Source organism: Spongiivirga sp. MCCC 1A20706, from assembly GCF_046524175.1.
Taxonomy (GTDB): Bacteria; Bacteroidota; Bacteroidia; order Flavobacteriales; family Flavobacteriaceae; genus Spongiivirga.
Map to the genome: position 1 here is coordinate 442,893 of NZ_JBEFZF010000003.1, position 12,871 is coordinate 455,763.

A 12,871-nucleotide genomic window follows, 5' to 3' on the forward strand; every position below is an offset into this window, starting at 1 on the left:
GGACTTTTTTTAGTGTGTAATTTTAATTTATTGCTAAATAAATTTCACGAATACTATGAGTATTGTTAGGAAGAAATTACTTAGGTTTTCTTAGCTTTGCGATTCAATTCAAATAATAAATTAAACTAAGATATATGAAAGTTACGGTTGTAGGTGCAGGTGCTGTAGGAGCAAGTTGTGCTGAGTACATTGCCATAAAAGATTTTGCTTCGGAAGTTGTATTACTCGATATTAAAGAAGGTTATGCTGAGGGTAAAGCAATGGATTTAATGCAAACTGCTTCCTTAAACGGTTTTGACACTAAAATCACAGGTACAACAAACGATTATTTAAAAACTGCTGGTAGTCATATCGCAGTAATTACTAGTGGAATACCTCGTAAACCAGGTATGACGAGGGAAGAATTAATTGGCATTAATGCAGGTATCGTAAAATCAGTTTCAGAAAACTTAGTGAAACATTCACCTGATGTTATTTTAATTGTGGTGAGTAACCCTATGGATACCATGACCTACCTTGCTCACAAAGTAACTGGCTTACCAAAAAACAGAATTATTGGTATGGGTGGTGCACTAGACAGTGCCCGCTTCAAATATCGCTTAGCTGAGGCTTTAGAAGCTCCTATATCGGATATTGATGGTATGGTAATTGGCGGTCATAGCGACAAGGGGATGGTGCCATTAACTAGACTAGCAACCAGAAACAGTGTTTTAGCGTCAGAGTTTTTATCGGAAGAACGATTGAACCAAGTATTAGAAGACACTAAAGTTGGTGGCGCAACACTTACTAAATTACTGGGTACTAGTGCTTGGTATGCACCCGGGGCAGCAGTAAGCGGATTGGTACAAGCAATTGCATGTGATTTGAAAAAAATGTTCCCATGTTCAGCATTATTAGCAGGTGAATATGGGTTAAATGATCTGTGTATTGGGGTACCAGTTATTCTTGGAAAAAACGGTATTGAAAAGATTGTAGAAATTGAATTAAGTGATGCTGAGAAAGCAAAAATGCAAGAAAGTGCTGAGGGTGTTAAAAAAACCAACGGACTTTTAGACGTTTAGTATAGTACAACATATTCATTTTTAAAGGGCTACATTTATGTGGCCTTTTTTAATTTAAAATGCTATGAGAAAATTAGTACTGGCAATTATCTTTCTTGTTTGTTTTACGCTATACAACTGTCTTCCTCTTGAAAAGTTTCGTCAAGAGATTACTATCCAAATAGAAGACAATACAATATCAAAAGAAGAAATACACACTCAATTAAGTAAAAGACTTGATGCCTACGATATTAAACTTATATCGTCTAAAAACTTAGGCAATAATCAACTAAAATTAGTATGCGGTTTCTACGATGACATTCCTAGTGATGCTGTTATAGTGCTATTAGAAACTCCAGGAAAAATAGGCTTTCATTTAGGATTAGAACAAAGGCAAATTTCCAAACTGCATAACCAACTTGATCAGCTAATTGCCAGTGAAATTCAAAAAGATACTAGTTTTTTTAAAGGGGAGTCTAACGAATCTGTTTTTTCTCCAAAATTTAAAAACATAGTGAAAAACTACGTTGGAATATATCAAAATTCAGCCCAACCGATGATCGAATCTTTTTTAAAAACCAAAACGATTGATTCAATTTTGTCTTCCTATATAACCGACTACACTTATACCTTTAATTATAATAAAGTTCACAACAACATATCACTTTATGTATATGATAAAAAAGTATATTTAACAGGAGCTAATATCATCGAAGCTCATCACTCTTTTGATCAAATGGCAAAAAACTCAATTAATATTCAGTTTGATGAAATCGGCACTAAAAAGTTCGAAAAACTAACAAATCAGGCCATGTCACAAGGTCGTACAATTCCAATTATATACGAACAACAGCTTTTAGTAAGCCCAATGGTAGCTACACCTATAAAAGAAGGTAGTGCTCAAATAACGGGTGTTTTTACTGATAGGGAAATAAAAGAAAAAGTAGCAATATTAAAGTCAGGTACCTTACCCAAAATTCACGTTAAGTCTGTGACTGTGGTGAAATAACTGGTAGTTAACAATATCCTTTAACTCAAAACATGATAAAATAAAAACCAACTACCACTGCTAGAATAACGAACCCCAAAAGCACATAAACTTGCTGTTGCTCTTTTCTTTTGTTAAGTAAAAATTCTTGTTTCAACCGCTCTAACTCTTCTTTAGAAACTTTTACAAATTCAGGTTTAGCACAAGATTCGTTACCGAAGGCTTCTGTTATTTGTTTTAGCGATTTCTTTTTTCGAATTTGTTTTCTGTTTGACTCAACAGATTTCATCATATCACTACCAGGTCCAAATCCAAATGCCATCGTTAGTTTCTTAAATTAACTTAGTAAATATACTCCCAATCAAATACATTGTGTAAAATGGCCTACTTAAACCCCAAAATAATTGGCTATTCTTGATTGAAATAATATATTTGCTCGTTTTAAAAAAATCACAGTAATATAATAACGTAAAACATGCAAAATAAGGGACTCGTTCGGCTATTTGCAATCTTGTTCACTCTGGTAAGTATTTACCAGCTGTCATTTACTTTTGTAAGTAGTAAAGTTGAAGGTGAAGCAGAGGATTTCGCAGTAAGCAAAATTGCCGATAATGTTGATGGATATTTAGCAAAACGCGATAGCATCGAAGTAAAATACCTAGATTCTATCGGAAACTTGAAGGTATATGATATTGGAATTGCCGATTATACCTACAACGAAGTAAAGCAGTTAGAACTTAACAAGGGACTTGACCTTAAAGGTGGTATCGATGTTACCTTACAGATTTCTGTAAAAGACATATTAAAAGGTCTTGCTAACAACACGAAAGAGCCTAACTTCAACAGTGCTTTAGAAAGAGCTGATGAACTGCAGACGCAATCTTCTGATCCTTACGTTGAGTCATTTTTTGAAGCGTTTGACGAAGTCTCGGCCGGTTCAATAGGGCTATCAGATCCCGATATTTTTGCAACCAAAGAATTATACGGTACTGTCAATGCAGGTGATAGCAACGACAAGGTACAGGGTGAGATTCGTACGAAAATCGATGAGGCAATTGTTTCTGCATTCGAAGTATTACGTAAGCGTATTGACCAATTTGGTGTTACACAACCTAACATTCAGCGTGAAGGACAATCCGGACGAATTATTGTTCAACTTCCTGGTGTCAAGGATGTAGACCGTGCAAAAAGATTACTACAAAGTACTGCCCAATTAGAGTTTTGGCAAACTGCACAACCAGCAGCATTCCAAACATTTATTGCAGCTGCAAATCAAAAATTGATTGAATTACAGCCAAAATCAGCCGAAGAGATTGTTGAAGATGAAAAGTCAGAAATCGACTCCTTATTAGGTGATGTGGTTCAAGATTCAGTTAGTACGCCACAAGCAAGTCCACTTTTCGAAGTATTTAGCTACTCACCATACGGTGTTGGTATTGGTACTGCTGCTATTAAGGACACCGCTCGTGTAGGCGAGTACCTTCGTATGCCGGAAATTACTCAACTCTTGGGACAAGAACTTCGTTATACTAAATTCGCTTGGGGTAAGGCCGAAGCAAATTCTGAAGTGGTTCCATTGTATGCATTACAAGCGAATCGCGATAAAAAGCCTCCTTTGAGTGGTGGTGTTGTGGTTGATGCTTCGCAATCATACGACCAGCAAGGTAAACCTGCAGTATCTATGCAAATGAATACGGTGGGCGCTAAAGCTTGGGAAAAATTAACAGGCAAGGTTTTTGAAGAGAATGGCTATATCGCTATTGTACTGGATAACATTGTGTATTCTGCACCTCGGTCAAACGGACCAATTCCTGGCGGAAGTACTCAAATTTACGGTCAGTTTAGCTTAAATGAAGCAATTGACCTAGCCAACGTGTTGCGTGCGGGTAAACTTCCTGCTAAAGCAGACCTTATCTCATATGAGGTGGTTGGACCCTCACTTGGTCAAGAAGCTATTGATAGCGGTTTAATGTCATTTTTAATCGCATTGGTGCTAGTGCTCCTATGGATGGTTTTCTACTACGGAAAAGCTGGTCTTTTTGCTGATGTTGCCTTAGCACTGAACATAGTATTAATCTTCGGGGTATTAGTGAGCTTCGGTGCCGTATTAACCTTACCGGGTATTGCAGGTATCGTATTAACGATTGGTATGTCAGTGGATGCGAACGTACTATTATTTGAACGTGTTCGTGAAGAACTTGCAAAAGGTAAAGGAAACAAACAAGCTGTAGAATATGCATTTAGCTGGAAAGGGGCAATGTCTTCCATCATTGATGCGAACATTACCACTGGACTTACAGCACTCATATTATTCGCATTTGGTAGTGGTCCGATTAAAGGTTTTGCTACGACATTAATCATAGGTATTCTCACCTCATTATTCACCGCAATATTTATTACTCGTCTGTTAATAGACTGGTACTTAAACAAAGGTAAATCGCTAGATTTTTCTACAACTATTACTAAAAACCTGTTTAGAAATATGACGATTAACTTTATCAATAAGCGTAAAGTTGCGTATGTCATTTCTGGAATATTAGTAGCTGTCAGTGTATTCTCGTTATTCTTTGGTAACAAATTAAATGAAGGGGTCGATTTTGCAGGTGGACGTTCGTTCCAGGTTCGCTTTGCCGATGCAGTGAATCCTGAAGAGGTAAAGGAAAATGTGATTGCTGCTTTTGAAAGTGCAGAAGTAAAGACCTTTGGAGCTGATAACCAATTAAAAATCACAACTAAGTACAAAGTTGATGAAGTAGGTCTTGAAGTAGATGAAGAAATTCAACAAAAATTATTTGAATCTGTACAAAGTTATTTACCGGATGGAATGACCTATCAGTCGTTTAAACCTGGTGATGATAGCAATACGGCAAAAATGGGTATTATGAAAACCTTCAAGGTCAGCCCAACAATCGCTGATGATATTAAAACCAATTCATTATATGCGGTATTTGGGTCTCTACTAGTTGTTTTTCTATATATCTTATTCCGTTTTAGAAAGTGGCAATTTAGTTTAGGTGCTGTTGCGGCCGTTTTCCACGATGTTTTGATCGTACTTGGTATCTTCTCACTTACATGGAGAATAATGCCATTTAACATGGAAATAGATCAAGCATTTATTGCAGCAATCCTTACGGTGATTGGTTACTCTTTAAATGATACGGTGGTTGTATTTGACCGTATTCGTGAGTTTGCAAACGATCATAGTTCTTGGAAATATGCTAAGATTGTAAACGGTGCGTTAAACAGTACATTAAGTAGAACCTTAAACACCTCGCTTACTACTTTAGTGGTATTATTGGCCATCTTCATTTTTGGTGGTGAATCCATCCGAGGATTTATGTTCGCATTGATTGTTGGGGTTATCGTAGGTACGTACTCATCGATGTTTATTGCAACCCCTATTATGTATGACACCACCAATAAAGGTGACGAAAGCAAGAAAAAAGAATAGGATTATTTAGTAATAATAATCTGGCTAATTCAAATAGGAAAAGCCCTGACAGTGTCAGGGCTTTTTTGATTATAAATGTATATGCTTAATCCAACTTTAAATCAATACTTAAGCTGGTTGCATTACAGATGTCAATGATTTTTCTAATAAATCTTTCATTTTAAAATCACCATTATTGCCTAAGGTTGGTAGCCAATTGCGGTTCGCTCCTAAATACGAATGTTGATCTAGTTCTAACAAACCGAGAATCACTTCGCAAGTGATGGTCGCTCCTACTGGTCCAAGTCCCTCTCCGGGATTAAAACCTTGCTTGTCTTCACGACCAATTACCTCAGCCTCTGCTAAAATGTAGTACCATAACGGAATACCATAATCAAGATCGATGTTATTCGCTTGAATTTGATTTTTAACAAAATTCTTCACTTGATCAATCTCCGCCTGCGGCCTGCCTATTTTTTCGGCAACAAATTCTCCTGAAGGCAATAGGAAGCTTTGTCCCCTTAAAAGGTTTCGCGTCGCCAAAGACTTCATTGCGGCCGGTGTTTGCGGTGGTAAAAATGGTAACGCCAATAAGGTGCTTGCCATTTGTGTATCCATTTTTCCAGACCGTTGGTAGGTACCATCAAAATCAAAGAACCGCTCCCAATGCACCACTTGATCTTCATTAGCCAATCTAGTAAAACCCCGACCTACAGATGCGGAGAACAGATCGTGCGTTGCACCCCCATTTTGAAGTGTCACCTCTTGCGTGATCATTGAATGGCCAAAACGGTATGATGCTACCGAGAACTCAACTGGCATAAACGATCTTCCTGACGGACAATACCACTTTCTTCCTTTTCCTAAAATAGTATCTACTGCAACTTCACCTGCTATGGTTGGTAAAAACTCATTAACCACAATCCATTGATAGTGCCAAGTAGCAAGGCGTCTTGCCTCTTCATAATTTTCTTTATCAGAATGCTCAGGATGCGCTGCTTCAACATCATTATATACTTCGTTGTAGAAACGAATGAATGCTAATTGCAACTGTGATACAATTCTGTTTTCATCATTGCGCGGGTCACCAATCATCGCTCTCCCCTGCCCATTCCTGGCCAGATCATGTTTTTCAAGATCAGGCCCTTGACCAATATTATTATTCGTTTCTCCTGTTAACAAACGCATCGAGTCGTTTTCATATAAAAAAGGTTCGTCTTCAGGCCCCTCCCCGAAAATACAGTCAAGATCTAAGGCTGGTGTTCTAAAGTTTTCAATCTCATTTGGATTGTTAACCCTATCAACTGATGATGTAGTATCTAAAGTAATATCATGATCAATAAACTGCCCTAGATAGATCATACCTAAAGGTACTTCATCGGCAGTTTCAGCGTTATTCCCTTCGTCCATAGGCCCACCTACTTTACCTAATTCAATAAGCACATTCGGATTGACCCAAAGTGGGGGATGATTTTGAAAAATTCGACCAAACCGGCCCTCTCTTTCTTTGTTAATAGAATCGTGATAGCATAGAAATTCTTGCCCAGGATTTACCTGCATTCCGTGATGATTTTGTGACATGGTTTTTGGTTTAAATGATTAACACCACAAAATTCACTCAATATCAGCAAGATAACTCAAGGAAATAAATGGAATTTCGCACCGGATTATTCTAGATCGTAAGGGGGAAAAGTACAGTAAAACTGCCTGTTAGTAGAATTTTTTGTCCCGTACATCGAAAGCATTTTTCAACACTTCTTCTAAAACCGTCTGATTAATTTCTTCTAAGCTTTTATACCGAAGTGATTTCATCACCTTTCTATTGGCACTAGTTAAATGTTCTAAATGAACGGTTATATAACCGGCATTCCAAAAACCTACATCAACATAATCCTTAGTGTGATTTAAATAACAAAAAGGGCGTTTTCCAAAATAGTAAAAGGGAATTTTATACTTATACTGAAGCTCAACCTCATCAAATAACTTTTCAATGGTGCTTTGAAGGTGCAACAAAATGGCCCTAAATGGTTCAGGTTGCTCTAAAATATATCGTTCTGCAGGATTCATTGGTCCAAGAAAATTATTCGAATACCAAATTAATTCAAAAAAATAATCTTAAAAAAAGTGGTAATCCAAATAATTATTATTTACTTTGTATTTCAAAGTACTTTTAATATGGAATCAAAAGACTATTTAAAAGATATTTCTGAAATAAAAGATATGATGACTCGATCGTCCCGTTTTATTTCATTAAGTGGGTTGTCTGGAATACTTGCAGGTATTTATGCCCTTATTGGCGCCGCGGTTGCTTATTGGCTGGTCACCACGTCTAACCAAGGCTACTTAATTCTTGACGGCTACGTATTTAACTTGGTGTTACTCGATCTATTTCTTGTTGCCTTTTTCAGTGTGATTACTGCTATTTACCTATCAACAAGAAAGGCCAAAAAAAATGGTGAAAAAATGTGGGATACCAGCGCCCGCAGGTTGGTTATTAATTTCTTGATTCCGTTAGTTGCCGGGGGCCTTTATATTTTGATCATTCTCAACCAACAAAAATATGGACAAACCGGTGCTTTAATGCTCATTTTCTATGGCATAGCGCTTATAAACGCTTCTAAGTATAGCATTGGTGACATCCGCTATTTAGGATTAATTGAGATCGCACTTGGATTAATTTGTGCGCTCTTGCCTGGTTATGGTTTTTGGCTATGGGTGGTTGGTTTTGGATTGATGCATATTATTTACGGAACAATCATGTATTTTAAATATGAACGGCAATAGCAATTCCTGCCTGCGTGGGGATACGATATGGGACTCATAAACAACATAAATAAAGCCTTTGACCACCGAATACGGTTGGGTATTATGTCGATCTTAATGGTCAACGAATACGCCGATTTTAAAATGCTGAAAGCGCTATTGGATGTAACCGACGGTAATTTGGCTAGCCATGTAAAAGCCCTGGAAAAGTCAGCATACATTAAAGTAGAAAAATCATTTATTGATCGAAAACCAAACACAAAATACAGCGTTACCCCATTAGGACGTGCTGCTTTTAAAAAACATATAGAAGCCTTGGAAAAGCTTATTGGAAAATAACATCATTTTTTTTAATCATTTACTTTGAAATACAAAGTACTTTAAATATATAACTATGGAACATACATCATCAAATAATCAAGGTAGTCGGTTTGGAAACTGGCTCAAAACATCAATTACAGCAAGAATGCTCATGGTAGGTTTACTTATTGTAGTACTCCTTATTCCTCTTGCCTATATTAAAAGTCTCATTGCCGAGCGAGCTGGAAGGCAACAAGAGGTCATTACTGAAATTAATGAGAAATGGGGTGAAGAAGTATTGATTTACGGCCCGATATTGAAAGTTCCTTATAAAACCTATGTCGAAACCACTTATACCGATCAGGAGACCAAAAAAGTCCATACGGAACGCAAAGAGAAAATAAAATATGGTTATTTCTTTCCTGAATCATTAGATATTATGGGCAGCGTACATCCTGAGCCTAAAAGTCGAGGTATTTACACTACTGCTGTATATCAAAGCGAAAGTACACTTACAGGAACTTTTGCCAATCTCGATTTTACAGAAGAGTCCGTTGCTGCAGAAGATATTGTTTGGGACAAAGCACGAATGATTATTAAAACATCAAATCTTAAAGGGGTTAATGACGAAGTAGCAGTGAATATTAATGCGAACCGATATCCATTTTCATCAGTATACGAGGGCAACAAAAATCAAAATAACTACTATAACCCTGACTTTGTACAAATGCATACACTTCGCAGTATCGCATTAAAGGAAGCTGATTCACCGAAAGAACGCAGTATTCGTTTTTCCATAGATCTCAATGTAAACGGCAGTAAGCAAATTAGGTTTATCCCTATTGGTAAAGAAACGACTGCCAATCTAACATCGAATTGGAAAACAGCGAACTTTATTGGTGAATTTCTACCTGTAAATCCGGACAAAATTACTGATGAAGGTTTTAATGCTAAATGGAAGGTACTCGACCTTAATAGACCATTCGCTCAACAAACATTTAATTACTTACCTGATTTAAATGAATACGCATCTGGAGTGAACTTCATGATACCTGTAGATGAGTACCAAAAAAGTGAACGTTCAGCCAAGTATGGTTTCTTGGTAATCGCGCTTACCTTCTTGATATTCTTTTTAATTCAAACATTGAGCAAAATAAGCATACATCCGTTTCAATATTTAATGATTGGCTTGGCGTTGACCATGTTTTACACCCTACTCATATCAATATCAGAACATAGTAGTTTCTTAAAAGCTTACCTAATAGCGGGAGTTGCAGTCATCTTATTGATCACCTTATACTCAAGATCAATCTTGAAAAACATCAAATTCCCAATGTTCATTTTAGTGTCTTTATCAGCTCTTTATGCTTTCATTTTTACGATTATTCAATTAGAAAGCTATGCCTTGTTGGTCGGTAGTTTAGGGCTCTTTTTCATTCTAGCCATTGTTATGTATGTATCACGTAAAATTGACTGGCAAAATGGATAAGGAAGCTATTTTTTGGCCCATACAGCTTGAATATACAAGTAAGTATATTGGCATTGCCAGTTTTGCCATAGGCACCTTATTTTTTACAGCCTATTTAACCGCGCCATCGGCCGAAGTATTTCGATTGGGGTTCATTTATGTGGTAGGTGCTTCGCTGGTCAATAGCGTTATGATATTTCTGTTACTAATTGGCGCAATCATTTTTAAACCCCATCAAGGTCGATTATTTAAAACAGCACTTGCAATACTATTGAATATTCCAATTGCTATAGGTTACCTATGGATTTTATTCAGCTAATTCATTCAAATAAATCAACATGTAATGAACACATTATTTTTAAATAAAAACGCATTTATAAAACAGTTATCAGCACCGCTGATTATAGGCTTTCTTTTTCTGGGAATCCGACTATATATAACCAGATCACCACTATTTCTTTTTCTAGTATGGAATTTAGTCTTGGCAACAGTGCCATTGTTTTGTTCATACGTTTTAATTAGAAAAGAGCGATGGCAAAAACCTTATCTATTTGCCATCATATTTTTAGTATGGCTATTATTTTTTCCGAATGCACCTTACATCATAACAGACTTTATACATCTGGAAGGTTGGTCACAAATGCCTTTATGGTTCGACTTTATTCTTATTGGATGCTTCGCTTTAGCAGGCTTGCAACTAGGGCTACAGTCCCTTCTTATTATTCATGAAAATCTCAAATGGTATTTCACCAATGGCTCCTCTCATTTTGTTGTTGTCGCCTGCTGTTTATTAAGCGGATATGGAGTATATCTAGGGCGATTTGTCAGACTCAATAGTTGGGAAGTCATTACTAACCCCATTAAACTAACAATACTGGCCACAAGAAGTTTGGGCGGCATCAATACGTGGGTTTTTAGTTTACTTTTTGGCGGGTCGATACTATTAGCATATTATTTATACAGAAAGCTAATAAAGATTGATTAATCAAGCGTTGGAGCGCCTACCAGTGTTTAGGGTAGTCCACACTTTTAGAACAAAAAAATAATACAATATTCAGTTTAACGAGGCTTTACCCCATAATGTAGATAGTTTTAGTCCGATTTTACGATTTGTTTTAATTTGGTATCACACACCACCTAAACCATGCATTATCGTTCATTATTGATTCTGCTGCTTCTTTGGACTCAAGGAATAAGCGGACAGGACTTACAGAAAAGTACTGACAGTATTACAAACAATTCTTCATTAACAGTAACTGAAAAAACGCATCAACTAATCAGTTTAGGAACGCGTTGTCTTGAAGAAAAACCGACGCATTCATTACATGTTGGCACCATTGCTTTTCAAAAAGCGGTCGCATCAAACAATCTGGAGCAACAAGCAGCAGCCAAATTGTTAATGGGTCAGGCCTATTGGTCCCAAAGGTCTCTCAAATCTACTTTAGAAAACCTGAAAGACGCTAACAGCATTTACAGTCAACTTAACGATAGTACTGGTATTGCCAACTGCGCCATGAACATGGGACAGGTTTATGCTGAAATTGGGGAGTATGATAAGGCAATAGAACTATACGTAACTGCAAAGACGCATTTTGAAAAGCTTGACCTAAAGAACCTTGTCGCGACCACATATACCAAAATTTCAAATGTACTCATTGAGAGAAAAGATCTGAAAGAAGCTGAAAAAATATTAAAAGAAGCCTTGAACATCTATGACCATAATAAAAATATTCAAGGCGTTGTCGATGCAAATAATCTATTAGCAAAGTTATTTTTTATCAAAAAAGAATATGAACTAGCTGATTGTTATATAGAGGAATCTATTTACCATAGTTCAACAGCAAAAGATGACGCTGCGATGGTTCGAAATCTACTGTTGTTTAGTAAAATATTACGAAACGAAAAAGAATATGAAATAGCTGAACAACATCTAGACATTTCTTTACATCTGGCAAAAAGAAAAAATCTGAGAAAGTTGCAGTTAGAGGTCCTTGAGGAAATTAAATCATTAAAAAAAGAAGAAGGCAAATTTGAAGAGTCTATTGCGTATCACGAGGCATACTCCACCTTAAAAGACTCCATTTACAATACAGAGCAATCGAAACAAGTTGCCGAATTAGAATTTAAAGACACCCTAGAAAAAAAAGAGACCGAATTGAATTATATGTATCTTAAAAAACAAGACTATGTTATTATTCAATGGGTACTAGGTATTGGAATGTGTGTTATTTCACTTTTAGCATTTTTACTAATCAGGAGCCTAAGACTTAAGAATAAAAAGCAGCAACAATTACACGAATCAAACCAACGGCATAGCCTTAGCGTAATTGAAAATCAGCACCTAAAACGAAAAGAACTAGAACAAGAGCTTCATTTCAAGAATAAAGAACTCACCTCATATGCGCTTAATTTTTTGCAGAAAAATGAGTTTTTAGAAACATTACAAGACACCATAAAAGAAATCAAGCAAGCTTCTATAAAGACAAAAGAATTTGCTTTCGATCAGTTAGAAATTATTATTAAGCAACAACAGAATCTTGATAAAAACTGGAACGATTTCAAGATTCATTTTGAACAGGTACATACTAATTTTCTTAAAAATTTAAAGCACCAATTTCCTAACCTAAGCGCAAATGATTTAAAAGTCGCTGCTTTAACCCGGCTTAATTTAACCATAAAAGAGTGCTCAGGAATTTTAGGTATTTCTCCTGAAAGCGTCAAAACGGCACGATACCGACTAAGAAAGAAGCTTGATCTTGACCGTGAAGACGATTTACTTTCATTTTTAGTAAAAGTAGAAGTTTGATTAACGGTATTAAGGAATCCAATGCAACTATCAAAAAGCTAGTTGTTTACAGTAGCTATCTACTTTCTATACACCA

General features: G+C 36.4%; 12 protein-coding genes. 9 read left to right on the top strand and 3 right to left on the bottom strand.

The window, feature by feature from the left end:
• The first annotated feature begins 134 nt into the window (after positions 1 to 134).
• Together mdh and ABN763_RS09995 are read left to right on the top strand one after the other, a co-directional pair.
• Positions 135 to 1,061, top strand: coding sequence for a malate dehydrogenase (mdh, locus tag ABN763_RS09990; protein WP_410485318.1), 927 nt, complete (start codon positions 135 to 137; stop codon positions 1,059 to 1,061).
• Positions 1,062 to 1,125: 64 nt separating this feature from the next.
• Positions 1,126 to 2,049: a SecDF P1 head subdomain-containing protein gene (locus ABN763_RS09995; RefSeq protein WP_410485319.1), complete on the top strand. Its 924-nt coding sequence runs from the start codon at positions 1,126 to 1,128 to the stop codon at positions 2,047 to 2,049.
• 25 nt (positions 2,050 to 2,074) lie between these two features.
• On the opposite strand, the gene ABN763_RS10000 is transcribed toward ABN763_RS09995, so the two are convergent.
• On the bottom strand, positions 2,075 to 2,350 hold the full coding sequence (locus ABN763_RS10000; protein WP_410485320.1) for a hypothetical protein: 276 nt from the start codon (positions 2,348 to 2,350) through the stop codon (positions 2,075 to 2,077).
• A 153-nt stretch (positions 2,351 to 2,503) separates the two neighbouring features.
• Between ABN763_RS10000 and secDF the strand changes: the two genes are divergently transcribed.
• Positions 2,504 to 5,479, top strand: a complete 2,976-nt coding sequence (secDF, locus tag ABN763_RS10005; protein ID WP_410485321.1) for a protein translocase subunit SecDF — start codon at positions 2,504 to 2,506, stop codon at positions 5,477 to 5,479.
• A 108-nt stretch (positions 5,480 to 5,587) separates the two neighbouring features.
• Here the strand turns inward: secDF and ABN763_RS10010 are convergent, their stop codons facing one another.
• Together ABN763_RS10010 and ABN763_RS10015 are read right to left on the bottom strand one after the other, a co-directional pair.
• A complete protein-coding gene (locus tag ABN763_RS10010) occupies positions 5,588 to 7,039 on the bottom strand; it encodes a peroxidase family protein (RefSeq protein ID WP_410485322.1) in 1,452 nt (483 codons plus the stop codon).
• Positions 7,040 to 7,168: 129 nt separating this feature from the next.
• Positions 7,169 to 7,525: a DUF1801 domain-containing protein gene (locus tag ABN763_RS10015; RefSeq protein ID WP_410485323.1), complete on the bottom strand. Its 357-nt coding sequence runs from the start codon at positions 7,523 to 7,525 to the stop codon at positions 7,169 to 7,171.
• 108 nt (positions 7,526 to 7,633) lie between these two features.
• On the opposite strand from ABN763_RS10015, the gene ABN763_RS10020 reads away from it, so the two are divergent.
• The 6 genes from ABN763_RS10020 to ABN763_RS10045 all read left to right on the top strand — a co-directional run bounded on the left by ABN763_RS10020 (position 7,634) and on the right by ABN763_RS10045 (position 12,795).
• Complete coding sequence (locus ABN763_RS10020; protein ID WP_410485324.1) at positions 7,634 to 8,242, top strand: hypothetical protein; 609 nt, start codon at positions 7,634 to 7,636, stop codon at positions 8,240 to 8,242.
• Positions 8,243 to 8,269: 27 nt separating this feature from the next.
• Complete coding sequence (locus tag ABN763_RS10025) at positions 8,270 to 8,560, top strand: winged helix-turn-helix domain-containing protein (protein WP_410485325.1); 291 nt, start codon at positions 8,270 to 8,272, stop codon at positions 8,558 to 8,560.
• A 55-nt stretch (positions 8,561 to 8,615) separates the two neighbouring features.
• Positions 8,616 to 10,010 (top strand): cell envelope integrity protein CreD, encoded by a 1,395-nt coding sequence (gene creD, locus ABN763_RS10030; protein WP_410485326.1) that lies wholly within the window; start codon positions 8,616 to 8,618, stop codon positions 10,008 to 10,010.
• Entirely contained in the window at positions 10,003 to 10,308 is a 306-nt protein-coding gene (locus ABN763_RS10035; protein ID WP_410485327.1) for a hypothetical protein, read from the top strand. The genes creD and ABN763_RS10035 overlap by 8 nt, the downstream gene beginning before the upstream one ends.
• Positions 10,309 to 10,332: 24 nt before the next feature.
• Positions 10,333 to 10,974 carry a DUF1361 domain-containing protein gene (locus ABN763_RS10040; protein ID WP_410485328.1) on the top strand — a complete coding sequence of 214 codons (642 nt, stop codon included), beginning with the start codon at positions 10,333 to 10,335 and terminating at the stop codon, positions 10,972 to 10,974.
• 159 nt (positions 10,975 to 11,133) lie between these two features.
• Positions 11,134 to 12,795: a tetratricopeptide repeat protein gene (locus ABN763_RS10045; protein WP_410485329.1), complete on the top strand. Its 1,662-nt coding sequence runs from the start codon at positions 11,134 to 11,136 to the stop codon at positions 12,793 to 12,795.
• Positions 12,796 to 12,871: the final 76 nt, after the last annotated feature.